The organism is Ensifer sesbaniae, assembly GCF_013283665.1.
GTDB lineage: Bacteria > Pseudomonadota > Alphaproteobacteria > Rhizobiales > Rhizobiaceae > Ensifer > Ensifer sesbaniae.
This window is the reverse complement of the sequence record NZ_JABEKU010000002.1, coordinates 900344-924392: the sequence shown is the minus strand read 5'-3', so window position 1 is coordinate 924392 and position 24049 is coordinate 900344. Positions and strand designations below refer to the sequence as shown.

The following is a 24049-nucleotide window of genomic DNA, read 5'->3' as shown; positions in this document are numbered from 1 at the left end:
TCAAACGTATGCCGTGGCAGCACATGACTGCTGGCCTTCAGGCCAACTCTCGTCAAGCGCGCTCTGACCGGTAGCCCAACGACGGCCCTACGCATCCGGCAGGGTGAAGACGGAGCAAGGTGTTGCGATGCCGCGCAAGGTGTGATCGCCGAGCGGCAGGAGCGGAGTCGAGGTCGCTGCGGCGACTGCGCCCGAGATCAGCACCGACTGGCCGAGCGGCCGGCACAATCCCTCGAGGCGGCTGACGAGATTGACTGCCGAACCGATGGCGGTGAAATCGAGCCGGTCGGCTGCGCCGATATTGCCCCAGAGAATGTCGCCGAGATGCAGGGCCACGCCGAAGGAGAGCGGCGCTAGGCCCTCGGCCTGCCGTGTCGCATCGAGATGCGCCATGCCGGCGCGAGCGGCCGTGACCGCGTGCAAAGCCGCATCACAGGCTTCGGTCGGCGAGCCAGTGACCGGAAAAATCGCCAGGACGCCATCGCCGATGAATTTCAACACCTCGCCGCCAAAGGCATGGATCGCGCCGGCCACGCGATCGAACCAGGCGTCGAGCGCCGCGATCACCAAAGCGGGTTCCGTCGCTTCGGACAGAACGGTGAAATTGCGCAGGTCGGCGTAAAACAATGCTGCACGAATGGTTTCCCCGGTTCCACGGGTGAGCGCCCCGGCCCGGACGCGGGCGGCGCTGCGGCGGCCGAGATAGGCTTCGAGCAGTGCAGCGAGCGCTGCCCGCTCGACGAGTGCGGCCAAGGGCGCGGCGGCAAAGCGGGCCACCTGACGAAGCTTTGCCCTCTCGGCTGGATCGAAAGGCCGGGTACCGGCCCAACCGAGCGTCGCTCGGTCCGTTCCGGAGCCGGTTGGTTGTACCAGCACCGGTCCCAGCCCGGCCAGCCAATCTTGACCTGCCCGGTCGGAGACTGCGCCCGCAAAGCCCAGGCTTTCTATCACCACACCGGTCTCCGCCCGCCACAACCAGCTGCGGCGGGCGATGATCGGGTGCGGCACGGAAAGGGTGAGGGCACCACCGGCAAGCGGCAGTTCGTCGGCGACAAGCAGGTGTCCAAGCTGCGCCAGGAAGCGGTCCGGTTCAGACACGGCGCTTGCTTCATCCACCAGCCAGGCGAGGGGTGCGGACAAATCCATGCCAGAATGATAGTGCCGGGACCCGTTCGGGCAAGAGCCATGCCGGTGGCGCCATCGGCCGCGCGGGTCTATGATCGCGGCAGCCCGGGTTCCGTGCTTTCTCTTTTAAGAACCGGTGGGCAGGCCAAACAGCGAAGGGAAAACCGATGCAGGAAGCCCTCGTCGTCCGCCGCGAAACGCATATTCAGGCACCGCCTGCCGCCGTCTTCGCGCTTCTGACCGATCCGGAGAAGATCCTCCGTTGGATGGGAACGGAGGCCGACACCAAGGCGGAGCCCGGCGGTCTCTATCTCGTCAACGTGACCGGTGCACGCTTTGCCCGCGGTTCTTTCCGTGAGGTCGTGCCGGTGCATCGGCTCGCCTACAGCTTCGGCTGGGAAGGCAGTGACATCGTCCCGCCCGGTTCCAGTCTGGTCGAGATCGACCTGATCGAACAACCGGATGGCACGTTGCTGCGTCTCACCCACACGGGATTGCCCAATTCCGAGCAATGCGCCGGCCATGCGGAAGGTTGGGCGCACTATCTGGAGCGCTTGGGGCAGGTCGCGTCGGGGCGCGATCCCGGGCCGGATCCATGGCTCGGCCGTGACGGCAGCAGCAGCTGACCACCTCTCTCAAAAGGGCACCTGGCGTGACATCCGCCACCGACGCGTAGGCATGACGGCCTTCGCCGGAATGGGCACCGGCTCCCGCAGGTCGTCGAGAGCCGCTACTTCTGCGCCTGTTCCGCAGGCATCGGCTTGACCGGAGCGCCGGGGAAGATCTTCTGCAGGTTTCCGGCGATCACCCGATCGCCCTCCGAAACCCCTGATGTCAGGCCGATGAGGTTGCCGCTCGTCGGGCCGAGGGAGACCAGCCGCTGTTCGACCGTGTCGCCCTTGCCGACGACATAGACGTATTTACCGAGCTGGCTCGAACCGAGCGCCGTTTCCGGCACCATCAGGACGTTCTGTTCATCCCTGATCTTCAGCCGCACGCGGACATATTGGCCGGGGAGCAGGGTCAGGTCCTTGTTGTCGATCGTCACGCGCGCCACGACCGTCCCGGTATTGCCCTCGACCGTATTGTTGATGAAGCTGAGGTCGCCGCGATACCGCGGCTCGGTATCGCCTGGCAGAAGCACTTCGGCCTCCACCTTGCCTTTCGCCCGCGCCCTCTGGATGTTGGCGAGCTCGGACTCGCTCGGGTTGAACGAGACGTAGATCGGCGAAAGCTGCACCAGGTTGTTGAGCGGCGTTCCGGTCGTGTTGCTGACCAGTGTGCCCTCCGGCGCCTGGTTGCGGCCCAGGCGGCCGGCGAAGGGAGCGTGGATCTCGGTGTAGTCGAGGTTGATCTCGGCGGTGCGGACCGCTGCCCGCGACATGGCAAGCGCCGCTTCTGCCTGGTGCACGGCACTCTGGCGCTGGTCGAAACTGTCTCTGTCGAGATAGCCGGTGGTCGCGAGTTCATTGCCGCGCGTGAGATTGGAACGAAGGTAGGCAAGCGATGCCTCATCGCGCTCGACCTGGGCCTTGGCCTGATCGAGTTCAGCGCGATAGTCGCGGGCGTCGATCCGGTAGAGAAGGTCGCCCTGCTTCACATCCGAACCGTCAGGCACCGCCTGTGACTCGATATAGCCGGTGACCTTGGCGCGAAGCGTCACGTTGCGGATCGCCTCGGTGCGCGCCGAATAGTCGAGGTAGATCGGGACCGTCTTCTTGACGACCGCCGCGACGGGAACGGGCATCGCCTGCTGCGGCGGTCCCACCGCAGCGCCAGCATCGCCGCCTTTGAGCTCAAAGCCTCCGTTCTTGTAGTGATAGGCCGCGGCGAGGGAGGCGCTCACGACCGCTGCGGCAAGGACCAGTTTCGAACCACGCATGTCAGGCTCCAATTCCTATTCCGCCGCCTCCGGCTCTTGGCTCGCACCCACCGGTTTGGACGAGACCCCCTCCCGCCATTGCTCGATGACCGCGTAGAAGACCGGGACGAAAATGAGTGTGAGAATGGTCGCCACCAGCATGCCGCCGAAGACCGTGGTGCCGATCGACTGGCGGCTGGCGGCACCCGCGCCTCTGGCGTACATCAGCGGCAGCACGCCGAGGATGAAGGCGAAGGCCGTCATCAGGATCGGCCGCAGGCGCAGGCGTGCCGCTTCCGCCGCCGCGGCGACCACGTCGAGCCCTTCCTCGCGCCGGCGACGGGCGAATTCGACGATCAGAATGGCGTTCTTGGCAGCAAGTCCTACCAGCATCACGAAACCGATCTGCGAATAGACATCGATCTGCATTCCACGCAGCCACAGCGCCGAAAGCGCACCCAGAAGCGCGAGCGGCACCGAAAGCAGCACCATGAAGGGCATCGACCAGCTTTCATACTGGGCGGCCAGGATCAGGAAGCAGAATACGAGCGCGAGCGCAAAGACGAGCGCGGCGATCGAGCCTGCCCGGATCTCCTGATAGGTAATGCCGGTCCACTCGAATGTGTAGTCCCGCGGCAGCGTCGTACGGGCCACGCGCTCCATCGCCGCCACTGCCTGGCTCGAGCTGAAGCCGGGCGCTGCCGCACCGTTGATCAGCGCCGACGGGTAGTTGTTGTAGTGGGTGACGGTCTCGGGACCGACCGTCGGCCTGAAGGCTCCGAGCGTGTTGAGCGGCACCATTTCACCCCGGGCGTTGCGCACATAGAGGCGCGAAAGATCCGTGGCCGAGGCCCGGGCGCCCTGGTCGGCCTGCAGCGTCACGCGGAAGGTGCGGCCGAAGAGGTTGAAGTCGTTGACATAGAGCGAACCGAAATAGATCTGCAGCGTGTTGAAGATATCGGGCAGCGTGAGCCCGAGGAGCTTTGCCTTGTCGCGGTCGAGGTCATAGTCGAACTGCGGGCTCGACGTGCTGAAGGTGGTGAAGAGCTGGTAGGGATTGATCTCCGGCTGCTTGCGCGCCTCGGCAATCAGCGCCTGCGTTGCGTCGTTTAGCGCTTGGGCGCTGCGTCCGCCCAGATCCTCCACCTGGAATTCGAAACCGCCCGTAGCGCCCAGCCCCTGGATCGACGGCGGATCGAAGGCAAGCACGAGCGCATCCGGGATCTGCAGAAGCTGCGGCTGCACGGCCTCGCGCAGCGCCGAGGCGCCCTGTTCCGGTGGCCGCTCGTCCCATGGTTTCAGCACGGCGAATTGCACGGCGGAGTTCGACTGGGCGGCGAAGGACAGGAAATTGAAGCCGACGACGGAACCGACGAAATCGACGCCTGCGGTGCCGCGAAGGATTTCCTCGGATCGGCGCGCGACGGCCTCGGTGCGTTCGAGCGAGGCGCCATCCGGAAGCTGGATGACCACAAAGAAATAGCCTTGGTCCTCGACCGGCAGGAAGGTCGAGGGGGTGCGCTGCCACAACGCGTAGGTGGAGCCGATCGCCAGCAGGAAGAGGGCAAACAGCGCCCAGTGCCAGCGCACGAGCCCGGCGACGCTGCGCGCATAGCCGTGCGACAGCGCATGGAAGCCGGTGTTGAACCAGCGGAAGGGGGCAAAGCGCGGCTCGCCGCGATAGCGCAGAAAGGCGGCGCTCAACGCCGGGCTGAGGGTCAGCGAATTGAAGGCAGAGAAAGCAACCGAAATCGCGACCGTCAGGGCAAACTGGTTGTAAAGGCTACCGGCAACGCCCGGAATGAAGGCGACCGGCACAAAGACGGCGAGAAGCACCGCCGTCGTCGCGATGATCGGGCCCGTGACCTCCTGCATGGCCTTGCGCGTGGCGGCAAGTGGCGGCAGGCCGGACTCCAACTGCCTTTCGACGTTCTCGACGACGACGATCGCATCGTCGACCACGAGGCCGATGGCGAGCACCATGCCGAGCAGGCTCAGCATGTTCAGCGAGAAGCCCAGCAGATACATGACGACGAGCGTCGCGATCAGCGAGACCGGAATGGCGATCGTCGGGATGATCGTGGTGCGCAGGTTCTGCAGGAAGAGGAAGACGACGAAAACGACGAGTGAAAGCGCCTCGAGCAGCGTGAAGACGACATCTTTCATCGCCGCCGAGACGAACCGCGTGGTGTCGTAGAACATGTGGTAGGCGATGCCTGTTGGGAAGCGCTGCGAAAGCTCGTCCATTTTCGCCTGCACGCGGCTCTGCAGGTCGAGCGCGTTGGAGCCCGGCGCCTGGAACACGGCAAGCACCACGCTCTCCTTGCCGTTGAAGGTGACGGACGACGAATAGAGCAGTGCCCCGAGTTCGATGCGCGCCACGTCGCGCAACCTGGTCGTCGCCCCGGTCGTCTGGTCGGCCCGCAGCACGATATCGCCGAATTGCGAGGGATCACTCAACCGGCCAAGCGCATTGATCTGCATTTCGAAGGGCGTTCCGGCTGGCGCCGGCGACTGCCCGATCTTGCCGCCCGCGACCTGGATGTTCTGCTCGGCGATGACGTTCTGGACGTCGACGGCAGTGATGCCGAGATTGGCCATGCGGTCGGGATCGAGCCAGACGCGCATCGAATAACGGCGCTCACCAAAGAGCTGGACGTCGCCGATGCCAGGCAGGCGTTTCAGCGGATCGAGGATCTGCAGATAGGCGTAGTTACTGACCGAGGCGAAGTCGACCGAATTGTCCGGCGAATCCAGGCTCACCAGAACGGTGAAATTGGGGATCTGCTTGGCGATGGTGACGCCGGTCTGGTTGACGAGCGCGGGAAGCGAGGAGGCTGCCTGCGAGACGCGGTTCTGCACGTCGAGCGCCGCGACGTCGATCGGGTAGCCCACTTCGAAAGAGATGATGATCCGCGACGAGCCGTCGTTCGAACTCGTCGAGGTCATGTAGAGCATGCCCGGCACGCCGTTGATCTGCTGTTCGAGCGGCGTCGTCACCGTGTCGGCAACCACCTGGGCGCTGGCACCCGGATAATTGGCGGCGACGACGATCTGCGGCGGCGTCACGTCGGGAAACTGCGAAATCGGCAGCAGGAAATAGCAGATACCGCCGGCGAGCGTCATGATGATCGCGATCGCCGATGCGAAGATCGGCCGGTGAATGAAGAAGTCGATCATGGCAGGATCGATCCTTTTGGGGCGCCGCCAGCCCTTCGGGCGGCAAGTCGGAACGTTTTGAAACCGGTCACGCGCACGCCTGCCACGCAGACCGTCAGGTCAGAGACGTATTTTCCAGCCTTAAGCCCATCCAGCATGCGCATTGTCAGGCTCCAGCACGAGATCATGATGGGCCGGATCGACCCAAATCACGAGCGTTATCGAACTTCAAATGTCTCCGCGGCGTGCGCTCAGGCTAAAAGACGCCTGACGACCGCGCCCGCCGACACTGCGCTAGAATTTTTTGCGGTTACCGCCGTATCTGAAAGGGCCTTTGCGGCAAGCGGCCATTCCTCGACGTGCCGCGCTGGCGAAAATGTTACTGGTCGGTAACATCGCTGCATGTTATCGACCAATGCCAGGGCGTCAAGGGGCCAGATTTTCCGGGCCGACCACGCCGGGCCAACGCGATGACAACGGACACCTGCAAACCATCACGTCGTTCGCCGCGCGATCGTATCGTCGCGGCTGCGCGTGATCTCTTCCGCCGGCACGGCATTCGCGGGACCGGCGTCGATGCGATCGCCGATGCCGCCGGCAGCAACAAGATGACACTCTACCGCCACTTCAGTTCGAAAGACGAGTTGATCGTCGAATGCCTTCGCCACGCGGGCATGGAGATGGACGATTTCTGGCGCGAACTGGAAGACGCGCATCCCGGCGACGGATTGGAACAGCTCAGGGCCTGGGTCCTGCGGATTGCCGAGCATCTCGGTGATGACAATTGCCACTGCGAAATGATGAGCGCCGCCGTCCAGCTTACGGACGAGGATCATCCCGGGCGCTCGGTCATCCGGATGTTCAAGGATGCGCAGCGTGACCGTGTCGTGGGGCTCTGCCGCAGGGCCGGCATCGCCGAGGCGGAACTGCTTTGCGATACTCTGCTGCTTTTGATCGAGGGCGCGCGCGCCGCTCAGCAATGCAGCGGCGCCGAAGGGCCGAGCGCCCGCTTTGCAGAGATCGCTGACGCGGCGATCCTGTCCTTTGCCGGGAGCGGTGCTGCTTTGGAATAAGTACAGCGCTGCGCGTCTTATCGGACGTGCAAGGGTCACCGTAGAACTTCGATTTTCCGCATGCCTTCGTCCTCAAGTCGAGGTCGATTCAGGGAGACATGCAGTAGTGACAACCGACACTCCGCTCCGCATCATATCGCGGCTTCAGGCGGCGACCGGCGAAGGCCATGACGCTGATGCAAGCGACCAAATATTGCGAGACCCCGATTGGTGCTGCGGATTCATCCGGTAACATTCCTCTTCGCAGCGCGTGCCTTGCGCGACATGGGCGACGGCTTCGTGGCCGTGCTGTTGCCGGTCTATCTGCTCGCGCTCGGATTTACGCCCCTGGAGGTCGGCGTCATCGCCACCGCGTCGCTTCTCGGTTCCGCGCTGCTGACGATCTGTGTCGGCTTCCTCGGGGCCCGGCATGATCACCGCCACCTTCTGCTGGCTGGCGCCAGCTTGATGATCGCAACGGGCGTGGTCTTTGCCGTGGTCCACGATTACGCGCTTCTGCTGGTCATCGCGTTCGCTGGCACGATCAACCCCTCGGCCGGCAGTGTCAGCGTGTTCGTGCCCTTGGAGCACGCCGTGCTCACGCGCGAAGTCATGGAGCGTGAACGCACCAGCATGTTCGCGCGCTACAGTCTCGTGGGCGCAATCGCCGGAGCCGTTGGTGGACTTGCTGCAGCAGTACCGGATCTTTTGACCCCGCTCGGGCTCGGCCGGCTTGGCGGTATCAGGGCCATGTTCGTCTTTTATGCTTTTCTGGGGCTGTTTGGTGGTCTGCTCTACGCGCGCATCCCGCGCCGTCCGGTACAAGCCGCGAGCACGACCGCTGCCCTGGGTCCATCGCGCCATATCGTTTTCAAGCTGGCGGCGCTGTTCAGTCTCGATGCCTTTGCGGGCGGCTTTGTCGTCCAATCGCTGCTCGCCCTTTGGCTTTTCGAGCGATTTGGCTTGTCGCTTCCACAGGCGGGTGTTTTTTTCTTCTGGTCGGGCGTGCTGTCGGCATTCTCGTTCCCTGTGGCCGCATGGCTGTCGCGGCGCATCGGGCTGATCAACACCATGGTGTTCACACATATACCGTCCAGTATCGCCCTGGTGCTGGCGGCGCTTGCGCCGACATTGTCGCTTGCGCTTGGCTTTCTGCTCGTCCGGGCGGCATTGTCGCAGATGGACGTGCCGACGCGCTCGTCCTACGTGATGGCCGTCGTCACCGAGACAGAGCGGGCCGCAGCTGCAAGCTTTACGTCAGTGCCACGTAGTCTCGCCGCCTCGGTGAGCCCCGTCCTGGCGGGCGCTCTCTTCGCCGCTTCGTCCCGAGCATGGCCGCTGCTCATCTGCGGGATGTTGAAGATTGTTTACGATCTCATGTTGCTGATGCAGTTCCGGAGGCTGAAGCCGCCGGAGGAATGCTGACGTAATCGTCAGCGCATAAAGATCTCTCGCACGGCGATGGCCATCAGGATCAGACCGGTGAAGGCCTCGAGAACCTTTGAGGCTCGGATCAGCAGAGCTTGCCGGGTCGCCAGCAGTTTCTCCATTCGCGTCCGGAAGAAGACGGTCGCGAGCGCCACGCTGGAGAGCGTGAGCGCTACTCCGGTCATCATGACGAGCGCGAACATGATCCCGGCCTCGGGCACGCCGCGCGACATGGCGAAGGTCATGACGAACAGTGTGAGGGGGCAGGGGATCAGGCCGGCCATGAAGCCGACGGCGACACCTTCCCCCTCGCCGTGGACATGCGGCGGACGGAAGAGGGCATTCCACAGCATCCAGGCTCCGATGAGGCCGAGCAGGCCGCGGCTCGCATTCTCGAGCAGCGGTGCGGACCCGGCGCTGCCAAGCATGACGGAGACCAGCGGCAGCGAGAACAAGGCTATGATCACGGCCATCGACACATGCGTGGCAGAGAGTGCCAGGGAGACCACCAGCCCGCGCCGCATGCCCGCCGAGGCTCCGGTCAGGTAGGTGGCAAGCACAGCCTTGCTGTGGCCCGGGGTCATCGCGTGCACCGCGCCAAACACGATCCCCATCGGCAGGAAGGCCAGGAAAGCCGCCCAACCATCACCGTTCGCGAACATTTTGATATGCTCCGCAAAGGCGAGATAGATGTCACGCTGGATGTCTACGATCGATTGCAGCAATGCCTATGCTCAGTTCACAGTAATGGTCGCCACGGCTGGACACCGTGTCACCTTGGCGACCGTCACCAGCAGCACAAAATGCGTTAGTGGGTCTTTCATGTCGCCGGCCGCGCTGGTCAACGGATCGCCTGTGATCATCGAACAGAGAAGCAGCGACCGCTTGCCAAACCGTTGATACCAATATTGTGTACGCTCCAATCCAGCGTCTCTTCTGCCTGCACGGGCAGGATCGTGGCAGTTGCAAACGCCATCAGGAACAGCCCGGCGTGGACGCCAAGGTCGCTCATCGCTCGGCCGGCCAATCGGGATGATGACTGTCGATCACGAAGACATGGACGTGTTTGTGCCCGCTGTCGACGCGCACGGCGCCCGCGATGTGGGGATGTCTCTCCTCGAGGTCATGGTGGACGTGTTCGATCTCGTCCGGGTCATGCGCGGGCCAAAGTCGTGCCGCCGCGACGATGGCGGCCGCGGCGATCACTCCCAGTGTTGCAAAGGTTGCCGGCAGACCGGCCGTCGCGCCAAGCCATCCGGCAAGCGGATAGGTGATCAACCAGCAGGCATGCGACAGGGCGAACTGCGCGGCAAAGAGCGCCGGCCTGTCCTCCGGACGTGACGAGCGGCGCAGCAGCCGGCCGGACGGCGTCTGTGTCAGCGAATAGCCAAGACCGATCACGAGCCACAGCGGCACCAGCCAAACGAAACTTGGGACAAAGGCGCCGATGAACAGGCCAATGGGAAGGATCGCCGCCCCTGAAAACATGGCGAGGCGGTCCGCAGTCCTGTCGAGGAGGCGGGGCAGCAGCAGCGCCGCAATCATTGAGCCGCCGCCGAAGGCGGCAAGCGCCAGGGCGGTGGCGCGCTGTGTGAGGCCGAATTCTGCCTGGACCAGAACCACGGTGTTGACAATGACCATCGACCCCGCCGCCGAGACTGCGAGGTTCAGCGCCAGCAGTCCCCGAAGCCGCGGCGTTGCCAGATAGATGCGCAGGCCACGGGTCGTCCGGTCGTAGATGCCTCGGCGTTCCGGGGCCTTCGGGCTCGGCAGGACGACCGAGACGACGAAGGCGGCCGAAGCGAGGAAGCCGATGACCGTGCCGGAAAACAGGCTGTGGAAGTCGATCAGACTGAGCAGCGCGGCCGCCAGCATCGGGCTTGCGACGCTTTCCAGGTCATAGGCAAGCCGCGAGAGCGACAGGGCGCGCGTGTATTCCTTTTCATCCGGCAGCACGTCCGGAATGGTCGCCTGGAACGTCGGGGTAAAGGCGGCCGAGGCTGACTGAAGCACGAAAATCAGCACATAGACCTGCCAGATTTCCGTCACGAACGGCAGGAGGAGCGCAACGGCGGCGCGCACCAGATCGAGGCAGACGAGCATGGCACGGCGCGGAAGCCGTTCGGCGAAGGCGGCGGCGACAGGTGCCACGCCAACATAGGCGATCATCTTGATCGCGAGCGCGGTGCCGAGCACGGCTCCGGCCTCGGCGCCGGCCAGATCGTAGGCGAGAAGCCCGAGTGCGACTGTCGCGAGACCAGTTCCGATCAGCGCAATCACCTGCGCCAGAAACAGATGACGATAAGTCGGGTTTGCAAGGATCTGCAGCATGATGTTTGGGCTCGCTCACTCGGTGGCGGTCAAGGCGGGCTTGGCCGTTCAGAGATACTTTGTGATCGCCTTGAACTGGTCGATGGACTGGCGCTGGTCGCGCGGCAGCGTCCCGATGGTCTCATCGAGGCAGTGATCCAGATGATCCTGGATCAGGGTCCGCTTCGCCTGGCTGATCGCCCTTTCCACCGCGTGGAGCTGTTGGGTGATGTCGAGGCAGGGCCGGCCGCTCTCGATCATGGCGATGACGCTCTTCAGATGGCCTTCGGCGCGCTTCAGCCGTTTGACGATCTCGGGGTGGGTGTCGTGTCTGTGCTCGGTCATTTCTTGCAACCTATCCTCCTGGAGAGGATATTTCAAGTAATAGCTTGTCGCGGCAGTTGAGGCAGCAGTCTGCCCTGTTCCGTCCAAGCGCGCGCAATTTCACCGGGGAATGAGGCGAATTTCCTCGTATTGTATGCAATTCTATCTCGGAAAATTCCGGTAATGTTGCCTATCTAGGCCGATTTTGGCCGCTCATGCCGGCGATGAAGCCGATGTTTTGCCCTCGTGGGCGCGGAGAATTGGCGCCTTTCGCAGTCACGGCAGCGTCTCGGCGTCGGCGGATTTTCACTCTATGTTCAGAATGCCTACAACATAAAATACGATATTGACGCAAGATTGCATACATGAGACAGTCATTTTTGTCTATACAAAACGGTGTGGAGGCCGATTGTGTCGACGGCGCGAGGAGCGCCAAAAAGGAGGAGAAAATCCATGTCAGTGAAGAGACGTACGTTCCTGCAAGGGGCGGCCGGCGCTGTCGGCTTGGCCATCGCACAGAGTGCCTTGTCGAAAATCGCCTATGCTCAGGGGGCGGCCGGCACGCTCCGGGTCGCCATCGCCAAGCCCGCCGGCAATCTCGATCCGCAGAGCCACTACGCCATCTGGGCGATCCAGGATCTGATGTTCGAGCCGCTCGTGAAATACGGCAAGGGCGGCCAGATCGAGCCGTGCCTGGCGACGGACTGGGAGATCGAGGACGGCGGCAAGACGTTGCACCTGACGTTGCGCCAGGGTGTGACGTTCCAGGACGGCACCAAGTTCGATGCCGCCGCGTGCAAGTGGAACCTCGAGCGCTGGATGGGTCTCGACCAGTTCAGCTGGATGAATTGCTCCAAGCACTTCCAGTCGCTGGAGGTCATCGACGATTATCACATCACCCTGCATTTCAAGGAGCCGGTCCTCGCGCTGATGCAGGAGCTTTCCTACACGCGGCCGACGCGCTTCCTTTCGCCCAAATCGGTTGGCGCCGACGGCAAGTTCAAGGATCCGGTCGGAACGGGACCGTGGGTCCAGATCAGCGCCGATGACACCCAGAGCGTCTTCGAACACTATGACGGCTATTGGGGCGACAAGCCGACCTATGAGCGTCTCGAGGCCAAGGTCATCCCCGATGCGCGGTCGCGGGTTGCGGCGTTGCGTGCCGGGGAGATCGACCTCATCGGCGGTTTCTGGATCGCGCCTTTGACCCCGGAGGAGGGCAAGCAACTCGCGTCAGCCGGCTTCAACGTCGTCGTCGATCCGGGCAATGTCACGCTTGTGATGGCGTTCAACCCCGACCGTGCCGAGGCGCTCAAGGACCCGCAGGTGCGCAAGGCCGTCAGCATCGGCATCGACCGCGCGGCGATCTCCAAGGTGCTCTACCACGGCTACGCCAGGCCCGCCGGCAACATGTTCTCCGAGGCTCTGCCCTATGCCGGGACGCAACATGATGCGCCCGTGCGCGACGTCGCGGCCGCATCGGCCCTGCTCGAAAAGGCCGGCTGGATGGGAAGCCCCATCCGATCGAAGAACGGCAAACCGCTGACGCTCGAACTGGTCGTCAGCCCGGATGCGGTGCCGGGATCGCGCGTGATCGCCGAAGTCATCCAGTCAGAGATGAAGGAGATCGGCATCGACCTGGTGATCCGGTCGGTCGACCATGCCTCCAAGCACACCGACATGCTGGAGCAGAAGTACGACCTCGGCTTCTTCCTGACCTATGGCGCGCCTTACGATCCGTTCGGCTCGATCGTGGGTTTGTGCCTGTCGACTTTCAAGAACGATGTCGAGGGCAAGCTGGTCACCGATCCGACCAATCTCGATCCGTTGATCAATGCGGCGATGGCCGCGACCGGGGATCAGATCCAGCCGACCATTCAGAAGGTCTTTGACTGGCTCAGGGACAACGACGCCATTGCGCCGCTGGTATACGTGCCGAGCATCTGGGCGCATTCCAAGCGCGTCCAGGGCTTTGGCAGTCCGGTCACCGAATACGACATGCCCTACGAAAACATCGTATTGGCCGAATAGCGGGAGGGTGCCTTGATCCACTTCATCAGCAAGCGGCTGAAGCATTCCCTCGTCCTTTTGTTCATGGCGTCCCTGGTTTGCTTCACACTCGTCGTGTCGGCACCCGGCAATGTTGCCGTCCTGATTGCCGAACTGCGGGGAGCCGTCGCCACGCCTGGTTATGTTGAACAGGTTGAGGAAGAGATAGGACTGAACAAGCCACTGCTGATGCGCTACGTGGATTGGCTTGGTGACGCTGTTCGCGGAGATTTCGGCATCTCCTATAGAACCGGTCAGGACGTCAGTGCGGATCTCGCAAACCGGATGCTCGTGACCGGAACGCTGATTGCGGGTTCGGCCGTGATCGCCACCCTCATCAGCCTGGCTCTGGGATTCCTCGGTGCCTTCTGGCCCTACAGATTGCCGGACCGCGTCTCGCGCGGTCTGGCACTCCTTGGCGCGTCCACACCCACGTTCTTCGTCGGCGCGCTGATGATCTACGCCTTTTCCGTCACCTTCCAGCTCCTGCCATCGTTCGGTTTCGACGGTCCGAAGAGCTGGATCCTGCCTTGGCTCACCATCGCAGTCTTGCCAGCGGCCGTTCTCAGTCGCGTCGTGCGGGTGGGCCTGGAAGAGGCGATGGTGAGCCCCTTCGTTCTGACCGCAAAGAGCAAGGGGCTCGGTCGCACCGCCATATTATTCCGTGAAGCGTTGCCCAACATCACGCCGATTTTCATCAACGCGCTCGGTACCCAGGTCGGCTTGATGACCGCGACGGCCATCATCGTCGAGCCGTTGTTTGCCTGGCAGGGCGTGGGGGACTACTTCCTCGCCGGCGTACGCTTCCGCGATTTCATGGTGGTGCAGGCGTGCCTGCTCATCTTCCTCACTTTCTTCATCGTGGTGAACCTGATCGTCGATCTGGCAGTCCTGCTGACCGATCCGCGCATCCGCCGCCAATGGAGCTGACCATGAACATGCTCAATCCCATTCTGGCCCGATTGAACAAGATGCCGCGCGCGGCGCTGATCACCATCGGCCTCTTCTTTGCTCTCGGAACCTTCGCGCCCTGGCTTGCACCCCAGGATCCGAGCACCCAAAACCTGCTGGAGGCTGGACTTGGCCCGTCCGCTGCGCACTGGCTCGGAACCGATCACCTCGGACGCGATACCTTCAGCCGCTTGATCATCGCCGCAAACACCTCGCTCGTCAGCGTCGGTTCCGTTCTCGGCGCCGCCATGACCATCGGCATCCTCCTCGGAACGATCGCCGGTTATCATCGCGGCTGGGTCGACGACCTCCTTATGCGCGTCGTCGATGTCGGCCTGTCCGTGCCGAGCCTGATCATCTCGCTGGCGGTGATCGGCATTGTCGGCCCTGGATACTGGACGATGGTGCTGGCACTGGCGCTCGCCTGGTGGCCGATGAGCGGCCGCATCAGCCGCGCGGTCGCGGTCAGCATCATGAGCAAGCCGCATATCGAAGCCTTGCGGGTACTGGGCGCCAGCCCCTGGCGCATCTATTTCGGCCACCTTCTGCCCGGCACGATCGGCTCGGTGATGGTCTATGCGACGGCGGATGCCGGCACCGCCGCACTCGCGGTCGCGACGCTGAGTTTCCTCGGCCTCGGCATCCAGCCGCCAACGCCGGAATGGGGTCAGATGCTCGTTGATGCGCTGCCCTATCTCGAGTCCGACCCGCGCCAGGTTCTGCTGCCGGGCCTCGCCCTCACGGCCGCAGTCATCGGCTTCAACACGCTTGGAGAATCCATCGCGCTCAACCGCATTCCGAAACCGCTCACCCGGCGCATGCTGGCAATCCGTCGTGCCGAGGTCGCAAGCTGGAGCAAGGAGAATTCCGATGCATGACGAACCTCTCCTGAACGTCAGCAATCTGACGGTCAACTTGCTGACTGCGAAATCGGCGCTCCGCCCCGTCGACGACGTCAGCTATTCGGTCCGCCAAGGCGAATGTCTCGCCATCGTCGGCGAAAGCGGCAGCGGCAAGACGGTGATGAACTTCGCACCGCTCGGCCTGATGCCAACAGGCGTGACGACGATGCTCTCCGGCTCCGTCAAGCTCGAGGGCCGCGAGTTGATCGGCTTGCCCGAGGCCGAGATCCAGAAACTGCGCGGGAAATCCGTCGGCTTCATCTTCCAGGACCCGATGAGCGCCCTCAACCCGGTGCGTCGGATCGGGCGACAGATCGCCGAGATGGCCGAACTGCATCTCGACATGACGCCCAGCGCCGCGGAAGCGCGTGCGTTGGAACTCGTGAAGCTCGTCGGCATATCCGATCCCATGGCACGGCTCCGGCAATATCCGCATGAGCTCTCCGGCGGCTTGCGGCAACGCATCGTTATTGCCATTGCGCTTGCCGGCGAACCGAAGCTGCTGATCGCCGACGAGCCGACGACCGCACTCGACGTCACGGTTCAGGCGCAGATCCTGCGATTGCTGAAAGACGTGCAGCGCCGGCTGAATATGGCGATGGTGCTGATTACCCACGACATGGGCGTGGTGGCAGGCGCTGCCGACAACATCGTCGTCATGTATGCGGCGCGCGCCGCGGAATGCGGTCCGGTGGACAAGGTTCTGGTGAGCCCGCGCCATCCCTACACAAGGGGCCTGATCAACGCGATACCGAGACGGGAGGATCCGATCGGTTCGGAGTTCCGCGGGCTTCCCGGCATCCCGCCGACGCTCGGTGCGCCGATCAAGGGCTGTGCCCTTCAGCCGCGCTGCGAACTGGCCGTCCCGGCATGCGGCAACAGCCGCCCGCCGCTGGTCCGGTCGGACGACAGCGCCGTTCTCGTGGCTTGCCCCGTCGTCAATCAAGGAAAGGCTGCCGCATGACACAAGCACCCGTTCTCAAAGTCGAAAACCTGCAGACGCGCTTCAAGAGCGTTCAGCGGGACAAATATGTCCATGCCGTCGACGACGTCTCGATCGAGCTCTACCCGGGTGAGATCGTTGGCCTTGTCGGTGAATCCGGCTGTGGTAAATCGACCCTCGGGCGCACCATCGTCGGGCTCGAGAAGGCAAGCAGCGGCCGCGTTCTGCTCGATGGCGTCGATCTCAGCGCCCTCTCCGGAGCTGCCCTGCGTGACAGCCGCCGGGCGCTGCAATACGTCTTTCAGGATCCCTATTCGTCGCTCAATGATCGTCAGACGGTGGGCGAGACGATCGACGAAGCACTGGTGATCGCCGGCACCCGGTCGCCGGAGGAGCGCAATCGTCGTACGAAGGAGCTCCTGGATCAGGTGGGCCTCGCGTCCGCGGTCAGCGACCGTCATACGCGCGAGCTTTCGGGTGGTCAGCGCCAGCGTGTGGCGATTGCGAGATCGCTCGCCGTGAACCCGCGGGTGCTGATCTGCGACGAGCCCGTGAGCGCCCTCGATCTTTCGATCCGGGCGCAAGTGATGAACCTCTTTTTGCGGCTGCAGAAGGATCTCGGCGTTGCATGTCTGTTCATTGCCCATGATCTCGCGCTGGTGCGGCAGGCGGCCTCGCGGGTCTACGTCATGTATCTCGGCAAGATCGTCGAGCATGGCCCGTCCCAGGAGCTTTACGACCATCCGAGCCACCCCTATTCGCAGATGCTGCTGGCTTCGGCGCCCGAGGTGGATCCGCGGATCGAGAAGAACCGCAGGGGACCACTGATGATCGGGGAGGTGCCAAGCCCGACCAATCCGCCGTCGGGCTGCCGGTTCCGAACGCGCTGCCCTCTTGCCGTCGACGACTGTGCCAAGGCGCTGCCGCCATCCCGCGTGCTTTCGCCGGGTCACACGGCGGCCTGCACCTTCGCTGGGGATCTTCATCGCGGCAAGCGATCGGCTCTCCTTCAGCAGGAGGTGTCGGCCGCATAGAGCCGGGAAGGGCCCGCCCATGCGTTGCTCCCAAAGAGCGGCGCCTCGCAGCTGCCAGTCTGGATGTGACCACCGCCGAATCCACAGTTCCCTCGCATCCTTGTAAGCTGGGGATGCGCGACTGCCCCGCCATCGAGCGGGGCTCTTTTTGTCAGTCGCTGTCGGCCAGGCGGCGCACAAGACCGCGCCGGCCACGCTCCATGACGATCCCATGGTTCCAACGGAAAACCGGCTTTAGAATGAATGAAAGCCTGATCATCCAGGGTTTGGTGATCTTGACCATCCAGTCGTAGCGCACGCGGCAGCGGGAACCGTCGCTCTGCAGCGTCCAACGGCCGACCCCCTCCAACTCTCCCGAAGCCCTGCCTTCGATGAGCGACAGCGGTTCAACCTTCACGGTCTCCATGTCAAAGGCCAGTTCATAGGGCAAGGCCGTCACCCATTCCAGGCGGCGAACCGCACCGATGCCGTGTTCATCTCCCTCACGCAGGAGGGAAACCCGCTTGACCGATGGCCACCATTCGGGCCAGGCCTCCGGCGTGCTCAGCTCCCGCCACACATCCTCCACCGGGGCATCGATGGGCCATTGGGTGACAAGATGGAATTCGGTGAGAGACATCGCCGGTCCTCTTCAGAGCCGGACGACGCAGGACGCCGGCAGCAGTGCTTGAGCAAAGCGCAGGCCAGCGCACGTGATCCGGCCAGACATTCGATAAGTCTCGGCAAAAGATCCGCCTCTTGGCTTGCTTGTGCAAGCTCTCCTTGTTCAGCAGAGGGATTTGCAGGCCGCCGCCATGGGCGTGTCGCAGGGCCATCCACTTGACTTGATGGTGGCCGTGCGCCTCGTCGACGGGCACATGCGGGTGTCGTGGCCCGCATGTTCTTCCCTACTGCATGTCTCCTTGCATCGACCTCGACTTAAGGAGAGATGCAGCAAATTAAAGTCATACAGCGACCTTTGCGCGTCTGAAAAGACGCGCGGCGCTGTAGGAGCGTTAGGCCGCGCGGGCGGCCGCCGCGAGCGGCTCGAGGTCGTCGACGGACTTGTCGCCGTTGTAGACGGTCTCGTCGAGAATGCCTTCGCGTTTGGAGACGATCGTCGGCACCAGCGCCTGGCCGGCGACATTGACCGCCGTACGGCCCATGTCGAGGATCGGGTCGATGGCGAGCAGCAACCCGACGCCTTCGAGCGGCAGGCCGAGCGTCGAAAGGGTCAATGTCAGCATGACGGTCGCGCCGGTCAGACCGGCCGTAGCTGCCGAGCCGAGCACCGAGACGAAGACGATCAGCACATATTCCTGGATCCCGAGCGGCAGGCCGAAGAACTGCGCGATGAAGATCGCCGAGATTGCCGGATAGATCGCGGCGCAGCCGTCCATCTTGGTGGTTGCGCCGAGCGGCACGGCGAAGGCGGCGTATTCGCGCGGCACGCCGAGGCTCTTTTCGGTCACGGTCTCGGTGACGGGCAGAGTGCCGACAGAGGAGCGCGAGACGAAGGCGAGCTGGATGGCCGGCCAGGCGCCGGCAAAGAAGCGCGAGGGCTTCAGGCCATGGCCGACGAGCAGCGCCGGATAGACGACGAAGAGCACGATCGCGAGGCCGATATAGATGGCGGCGGCATACCAGCCAAGCTGCGCCAGCGTTTCCCAGCCATATTGCGCAACGGCGCGGCCGAGCAGGCCGATCGTGCCAATCGGCGTCAGGCGGATGACCCACCAGAGGATCTTGCGGACGACGGCCAGCAGCGACTGGTTGAAGGCGAGGAACGGCTTGGCGGCGTCACCGACCTTCAGCGCAGCCGCACCAACGGCGATGGAGACGACGAGGATCTGCAGCACGTTGAAATTGAGCGAGGTGCTGGCGCTGCCTTCGGTGATCTTGGTGCTGGCTTCGAGGCCGAGCACGTTGGCAGGCACGAGACCCTTCAGGAAATCAAGCCAGGAGCCGGAGTAGGAGGGGGCCTTGGCGGCTTCCTGCGACACGGCCGAGCCGATGCCCGGCTGCAGGATCAGGCCGAGTGCGATGCCGATGACAACGGCGATCAGCGAGGTGATCGCGAACCAGAGCAGCGTCTGCCAGACGAGTTTTGCGGCGTTCTGCAGCGTCGCGAGATTGGCGATCGAGGCGACGATCGCGGTGAAGACGAGCGGCGGCACGAGCGCGCGCAGGAGCTGGACGAAGATCGAGCCGACCGTCTGGAGGGTAACGGTCAGCCAATTGGCATTGCCGGCGGCGTCTGCGCCCATGTTGCGGGCGATCAGGCCGAGCAGGAGGCCGATGATCATGGCGGCCAGGACTTGGAAACCGAAGGAGGCGTAAATCGGCTGCGGTGAGGATTTGGTGGTTGCTTGCGACACGTCTTGCACTCTCATTGGATGGCGGCGGCCGAAATTTTGGGCAAAGGCCGCCGCAAGTGCTCGAAAAATAGTCGAGTGTCCGGTTCCGGGTAAGAAACTCTTTGGCGCGGAAACCACTCAGAGTGGAATAATTTCTCCGGCAAAATTCCCTTGGGTTGCCCAAGTGCACAGCCGAGGCCCGAATAGAAACGATAGCCGCGCCCAAGCAGCATGTGCAGCGGCGCGTTGAGCTAATTCCTCGGCTCCTTGGGCTGCCCGCGCGCAGCAAGGTCACGCTGTGACTGACTTCTTTTGACGCGCATTCAGTCCCGGGCCTACGGCGGCTGATCCTGCTTTCTGCCTCTGTGTCGAAAATCATTTCACTTGCTTCCGGCGCAAGAGAAATTCTCTTTCTCTATAAATATTATGGATAATGTAACTTGTCTGTATGGCGTGCCCGAGATCCTGGGTCTGGCTTTAGACGGTCCTTCATCCGCGCCGCGCCCACGCATTTGCAGCGAGAAGAGGAGAGGACTGAGATGACACGCAAGATCCGGCTTGGAGCATTTCTTCCCGGCGGCGGACAACATATCGCCGCCTGGCGCCACCCCGACCAGCCAGCCGACGGGGCGACCAGTTTCGAGTTTCACAAGCAACTGGCGCTGACGGCAGAACGTGGCCTGTTCGACGCCTATTTTCTGGCCGATGGGCTGGCGATCGGTTTCGGCGGTGCGCGTGAAGGCGGCAACGCCCGGGTGGCGGGCTTCGAGCCCGTGACCCTGTTCTCGGCACTTGCGCCGCTGACCACTCACCTCGGCTTCATCGCCACCTCGTCGACGACCTATGAAGAGCCCTACACCACGGCGCGCAAGTTCGCCTCGCTCGACCTGATCTCCGGCGGTCGCGCCGGATGGAACGTGGTGACGACAACCGGCGACCCAACGGCGCAGAATTTCAATCGCGATACCCAGCTTCCGCATGCCGAGCGCTATCGGCGCGCCGCCGAGCATGTCGAGGTGGTCAGGAAACTCTGGGACAGCTTCGAGGACGACGCCTTCATTCGCGACAAGGAAACCGGCATCTTCTTCGATCCGACGAAGCTGCACGACACCGCCCATTGCGGCGAACATTTCAAGGTGCGCGGCCCGCTCAACATCTCGCGCTCTCCTCAGGGCCACCCCGTGATCGTACAGGCAGGCCAGTCCGATGACGGCCGCGGGCTGGCAGCCGCAACGGCGGAGGTGATCTTCACTGCCCACCAGCACATCGAGACAGCGCAGGAATTCTACCGTGACATCAAGGCCCGCGCCCGGGGACTCGGCCGCAACCCGGACCACATTCTGGTCATGCCTGGCGTCTCTCCCTTCGTTGGCAGGACGGAGGCCGAAGCGCGCGAGAAATACGATCGCCTCACTTCGCTCATCGTCGAGGAGGATGGCATCGGCCTGCTCAATGGCCTGACCGGCGGCACGCTCGATCTGCACGGCTACGATCTCGATGGGCCATTGCCGCCGGCACCGCCGACCGAGGGCATGAAGAGCCGGCAGGCGCTGATCCGCCAGATCGCCGACGAAAACAACTTCAGCATCCGCCAGCTCTATCAATGGATCGCTTCGGCGCGCGGCCACTATACGATCGTCGGAACCGCGGAGCAGGTCGCCGACACCCTGCAGGAGTGGTTCGAAAACGAAGCGGCCGATGGCTTCAATATCCTGCCGCCCTGGTTCCCGACGGCCCTCGACGATTTCGTCGAGCTGGTGATCCCGGAACTGCAGCGCCGTGGCCTTTTCCGCACCGCCTACGAGGGCAGGACGCTCCGGGAAAATCTCGGCCTGCCCGTTCCCGTGAACCGATGGGCAGCCGCGCGGACGGCCGTCCAGGCAGCAGAGTGAGGTGCGATCATGTCCTACGAACACGTCAACACGTCGCTTGCGGCAGGCTTTGGGCTCGGCCGCGCTGAGGGGCACTCCACTGCGATCCCGGCGATTGCCTCGCGCTGGCGCGCCTTGATTGGCTTTATCGTCGCACGCTATGGCTTGGTGCTCGGTTTTCTCGCTTTCTGGCAACTCTCAAGCACCGTCGGCTGGGTCAACCCAGCGGTCTTTCCGCCCCTCGACGTGATCCTGTCCGCGCTCTGGAGCGGTCTTGCCAGCGGCGCGCTGCTGGACGATATCGCCATCAGTTTGCAGCGATCGGGCATCGCCTTTGCGGCCGCAGTTGCCATCGGTATCCCGCTCGGGCTGTTCATGGGGCAGGTTCGCTTCGTCGAGCAGGCGCTCGACCCCATCCTGCAGCTCTTCCGCCAGACTTCAGCCCTGGCGCTCTACCCGGTCTTCATCCTGATGCTCGGCCTCGGCGAGACCTCCAAGGTATTCGTGATTTTCTGGGCCACGTTGTTTCCGATCCTTCTTTCCACGATCGGCGGCGTCAAAGAGGTCGACAACAAACTTGTCGAGATGGCGCGGACCTACGGTGCCGGGCCGCTCACCGTCTTCCGTCGCGTGGTGCTGCCGGCCTCGGTGCCGGCGATCTTCGTCGGCCTGCGTCTCTCGGCCACCACGGCGCTTCTGCTCTTGATCGCGGCCGAGATGATTGGCGCGAATAAGGGCATCGGCTTCCAGGTCATGAACGCCCAATACAACTTCCAAATCCCGCTGATGTTCGCGGCGATCCTGCTGCTTGCCCTGCTCGGGCTCGCCGCCAACGCGCTGCTCGTTCTCGCCCAGCGCAACCTCTGCCGCTGGTCGCAACCCAACGCCTGATCGTCACCTCCCATTTTCTCTTTCGAAAGGACAACGCGATGACTTTCCACCCCCGCAATCTTCTTCTGTCTGCCGCACTCACCCTCGGCCTTGCTGCACCGGCGGCGGCCGTCGACGCAGTGAAGCTGCGCTATCTTGCCAGCCAGGGCGGCCTGTCGGCGCACGAGCTCGCTCAGGAACTCGGCTACTTCGATGGCACCGGGATCACGATCGAGAACATCGGCTACGCCACCGGCGGTCCGGCCTCGCTGATCGCCCTTGCTTCGGGCGACGTCGAGATCGGCAGTGCCGCAACGTCCGCCGTGCTGAACTCGATCGTCAGCGGCAACGATTTCGTCGCCGCTTACCCGTCAAACGGCATCAATGACGAGGTTCAGTCGATCTTCTACGTCCTGGAAGACAGTCCCATCAAGAGCATCAAGGACATCGCCGGCAAGAGCATTGCGGTCAACACGCTCGGGGCGCATCTCGACTATACGATCCGCGAAGCCTTGCATTCGGTTGGCCTGCCGACGGACGCCGCCAACCAGGTGGTCGTGCCTGGTCCGCAGCTCGAGCAGGTGCTGCGTTCCGGCCAGGTGGACATTTCCGCTTTCGGCTATTGGCAGACGACCTTCGAGGGCGCAGCGCGCAAGAACGGCGGCCTGCGGGCGATCTTCGACGACACCGACGTGCTGGGGGAAATTGCCGGCGGCTTCGTGGTGCTGCGCCGGGATTTCGTCAAGGCGCATCCCGAGGCCGCAAAGACTTTCGTTCTTCAGTCGGCCCGTGCGCTGGATTACGCGCGCGAACATCCGGAGGAAACCAAGGTGATCCTGGCAAAGGCTTTGCAGGCGCGCGGCGAAAACCCTGAGATCGCCCAGTATTTCCGCGGTTACGGGGTGCGAGCGGGCGGCCTGCCCGTCGAGCGCGACGTCCAGTTCTGGATCGACGTCCTGGTGCGTGAAGGCAAGCTCAAGGAAGGCCAACTGGCGCCCAAGGATGTGCTCTTCGCCGTCGACGCTCCGGTCAGCAACTGAGGAACGGCTATGAGCGCTTCCCAGAACCTTCGTCGTGGAGAGGTGGCGATCCGCCACCTCTCCAAATCCTATCGCCTGAACGGGACGCCACTGCCTGTCCTTAGGGATATCAACCTCAATATCCGGTCCGGTGAGACACTTGCCATTGTCGGTGCCAGCGGCTCGGGCAAGACGACCCTGCTGCGGGTACTGGCGGGGCTCGAGGATCCGGATGCCGGAGAGGTTCTGATCGACGGTAAGCGGACGAGAGGCGTCGGCACCGACCGTGCGGTGATATTCCAGGAGCCGCGGCTTTTGCCCTGGTTGACCGTGCTCGACAATGTCGGCTTTGGGCTGGAGACGCAGGGGCTTTTCCGCGGCGCGGCGAGGGAGCGGGCACGGCGCTACGTCCAACTCGTCGGCCTGCAACAGTTCGAAGGGGCCTATCCCCGGCAACTGTCCGGCGGCATGGCGCAGCGTGTCGGCATTGCGCGCGCGCTCGCGGTCCAGCCTGAAATCCTCCTGCTCGACGAGCCGCTCGGCGCGCTCGACGCGATGACCAAGATCAGCATGCAGCAGGAACTGGCGCGGATCTGGCGTGACGAGGACGTAACGACCGTTCTCGTCACGCACGACCTCGAGGAGGCGATCTATCTCGCCGATCGTATCCTGATCTTGCCGCGCGAGAAGGGTGGTGAGCCCAGGCTGATCGAGATCGGCTTGCCGCGACCCCGCGATCGCAGCGCACCCGAATTCGTCCGTCATCGCGAAGGACTGCTCCACCTCTTCGGTCTGCATTGAGGCTTTGGCGGAAC

21 protein-coding genes are annotated in these 24049 nt (G+C 63.4%); 12 read left to right on the top strand and 9 right to left on the bottom strand.

The annotated features are described in order from the left end of the window. Positions 1 to 87: 87 nt before the first annotated feature. Entirely contained in the window at positions 88 to 1146 is a 1059-nt protein-coding gene (locus BHMPCIPO_RS21960; protein ID WP_173518942.1) for an adenylate/guanylate cyclase domain-containing protein, read from the bottom strand. Positions 1147 to 1292: 146 nt separating this feature from the next. Between BHMPCIPO_RS21960 and BHMPCIPO_RS21955 the strand changes: the two genes are divergently transcribed. Beyond that, entirely contained in the window at positions 1293 to 1751 is a 459-nt protein-coding gene (locus tag BHMPCIPO_RS21955; RefSeq protein ID WP_173518941.1) for an SRPBCC family protein, read from the top strand. 104 nt (positions 1752 to 1855) lie between these two features. On the opposite strand, the gene BHMPCIPO_RS21950 is transcribed toward BHMPCIPO_RS21955, so the two are convergent. Together BHMPCIPO_RS21950 and BHMPCIPO_RS21945 are read right to left on the bottom strand one after the other, a co-directional pair. Further along, complete coding sequence (locus BHMPCIPO_RS21950) at positions 1856 to 3007, bottom strand: efflux RND transporter periplasmic adaptor subunit (RefSeq protein ID WP_173518940.1); 1152 nt, start codon at positions 3005 to 3007, stop codon at positions 1856 to 1858. Between the two features lie 15 nt (positions 3008 to 3022). After that, positions 3023 to 6166: an efflux RND transporter permease subunit gene (locus BHMPCIPO_RS21945; RefSeq protein WP_173518939.1), complete on the bottom strand. Its 3144-nt coding sequence runs from the start codon at positions 6164 to 6166 to the stop codon at positions 3023 to 3025. A gap of 449 nt (positions 6167 to 6615) precedes the next feature. On the opposite strand from BHMPCIPO_RS21945, the gene BHMPCIPO_RS21940 reads away from it, so the two are divergent. Continuing rightward, entirely contained in the window at positions 6616 to 7218 is a 603-nt protein-coding gene (locus BHMPCIPO_RS21940; RefSeq protein WP_173518938.1) for a TetR/AcrR family transcriptional regulator, read from the top strand. Between the two features lie 264 nt (positions 7219 to 7482). Beyond that, the gene (locus BHMPCIPO_RS21935; protein WP_210266688.1) at positions 7483 to 8622 is read left to right on the top strand and encodes an MFS transporter; all 1140 of its coding nucleotides are present in this window, start codon (positions 7483 to 7485) and stop codon (positions 8620 to 8622) included. An 8-nt stretch (positions 8623 to 8630) separates the two neighbouring features. On the opposite strand, the gene BHMPCIPO_RS21930 is transcribed toward BHMPCIPO_RS21935, so the two are convergent. From BHMPCIPO_RS21930 to BHMPCIPO_RS21915, 4 genes are all read right to left on the bottom strand, one after another. After that, entirely contained in the window at positions 8631 to 9350 is a 720-nt protein-coding gene (locus BHMPCIPO_RS21930; protein WP_173518937.1) for a nickel/cobalt transporter, read from the bottom strand. A gap of 134 nt (positions 9351 to 9484) precedes the next feature. After that, the gene (locus BHMPCIPO_RS33865) at positions 9485 to 9637 is read right to left on the bottom strand and encodes a hypothetical protein (RefSeq protein WP_376741682.1); all 153 of its coding nucleotides are present in this window, start codon (positions 9635 to 9637) and stop codon (positions 9485 to 9487) included. Then, positions 9634 to 10956: an MFS transporter gene (locus tag BHMPCIPO_RS21920; RefSeq protein WP_173518936.1), complete on the bottom strand. Its 1323-nt coding sequence runs from the start codon at positions 10954 to 10956 to the stop codon at positions 9634 to 9636. The genes BHMPCIPO_RS33865 and BHMPCIPO_RS21920 overlap by 4 nt, the downstream gene beginning before the upstream one ends. A gap of 48 nt (positions 10957 to 11004) precedes the next feature. Further along, a complete protein-coding gene (locus BHMPCIPO_RS21915) occupies positions 11005 to 11280 on the bottom strand; it encodes a metal-sensing transcriptional repressor (RefSeq protein ID WP_173518935.1) in 276 nt (91 codons plus the stop codon). A 432-nt stretch (positions 11281 to 11712) separates the two neighbouring features. Between BHMPCIPO_RS21915 and BHMPCIPO_RS21910 the strand changes: the two genes are divergently transcribed. The 5 genes from BHMPCIPO_RS21910 to BHMPCIPO_RS21890 are packed head-to-tail and all read left to right on the top strand — an operon-like array spanning position 11713 to position 17138. Then, positions 11713 to 13290, top strand: coding sequence for a nickel ABC transporter substrate-binding protein (locus BHMPCIPO_RS21910; protein ID WP_173518934.1), 1578 nt, complete (start codon positions 11713 to 11715; stop codon positions 13288 to 13290). A gap of 12 nt (positions 13291 to 13302) precedes the next feature. After that, complete coding sequence (locus BHMPCIPO_RS21905; protein WP_173518933.1) at positions 13303 to 14238, top strand: ABC transporter permease; 936 nt, start codon at positions 13303 to 13305, stop codon at positions 14236 to 14238. Beyond that, complete coding sequence (locus BHMPCIPO_RS21900; RefSeq protein ID WP_173518932.1) at positions 14229 to 15137, top strand: ABC transporter permease; 909 nt, start codon at positions 14229 to 14231, stop codon at positions 15135 to 15137. The genes BHMPCIPO_RS21905 and BHMPCIPO_RS21900 overlap by 10 nt, the downstream gene beginning before the upstream one ends. Further along, positions 15130 to 16125: an ABC transporter ATP-binding protein gene (locus BHMPCIPO_RS21895; RefSeq protein ID WP_173518931.1), complete on the top strand. Its 996-nt coding sequence runs from the start codon at positions 15130 to 15132 to the stop codon at positions 16123 to 16125. The genes BHMPCIPO_RS21900 and BHMPCIPO_RS21895 overlap by 8 nt, the downstream gene beginning before the upstream one ends. After that, the gene (locus BHMPCIPO_RS21890; RefSeq protein WP_173518930.1) at positions 16122 to 17138 is read left to right on the top strand and encodes an ABC transporter ATP-binding protein; all 1017 of its coding nucleotides are present in this window, start codon (positions 16122 to 16124) and stop codon (positions 17136 to 17138) included. Before BHMPCIPO_RS21895 ends, BHMPCIPO_RS21890 begins: the two co-directional genes overlap by 4 nt. Positions 17139 to 17289: 151 nt before the next feature. Here BHMPCIPO_RS21890 and BHMPCIPO_RS21885 read toward each other — a convergent pair whose 3' ends face one another. Next, positions 17290 to 17757: an SRPBCC family protein gene (locus BHMPCIPO_RS21885; protein WP_173518929.1), complete on the bottom strand. Its 468-nt coding sequence runs from the start codon at positions 17755 to 17757 to the stop codon at positions 17290 to 17292. Between the two features lie 376 nt (positions 17758 to 18133). Next, positions 18134 to 19495 carry a dicarboxylate/amino acid:cation symporter gene (locus BHMPCIPO_RS21880; RefSeq protein WP_173518928.1) on the bottom strand — a complete coding sequence of 454 codons (1362 nt, stop codon included), beginning with the start codon at positions 19493 to 19495 and terminating at the stop codon, positions 18134 to 18136. 518 nt (positions 19496 to 20013) lie between these two features. On the opposite strand from BHMPCIPO_RS21880, the gene BHMPCIPO_RS21875 reads away from it, so the two are divergent. The 4 genes from BHMPCIPO_RS21875 to BHMPCIPO_RS21860 are packed head-to-tail and all read left to right on the top strand — an operon-like array spanning position 20014 to position 24035. After that, positions 20014 to 21366, top strand: coding sequence for an LLM class flavin-dependent oxidoreductase (locus tag BHMPCIPO_RS21875; RefSeq protein WP_173518927.1), 1353 nt, complete (start codon positions 20014 to 20016; stop codon positions 21364 to 21366). 9 nt (positions 21367 to 21375) lie between these two features. Then, complete coding sequence (locus BHMPCIPO_RS21870; RefSeq protein ID WP_173518926.1) at positions 21376 to 22236, top strand: ABC transporter permease; 861 nt, start codon at positions 21376 to 21378, stop codon at positions 22234 to 22236. Positions 22237 to 22274: 38 nt separating this feature from the next. After that, the gene (locus tag BHMPCIPO_RS21865; protein WP_173518925.1) at positions 22275 to 23255 is read left to right on the top strand and encodes an ABC transporter substrate-binding protein; all 981 of its coding nucleotides are present in this window, start codon (positions 22275 to 22277) and stop codon (positions 23253 to 23255) included. Between the two features lie 9 nt (positions 23256 to 23264). Then, entirely contained in the window at positions 23265 to 24035 is a 771-nt protein-coding gene (locus BHMPCIPO_RS21860; RefSeq protein WP_173518924.1) for an ABC transporter ATP-binding protein, read from the top strand. Positions 24036 to 24049: the final 14 nt, after the last annotated feature.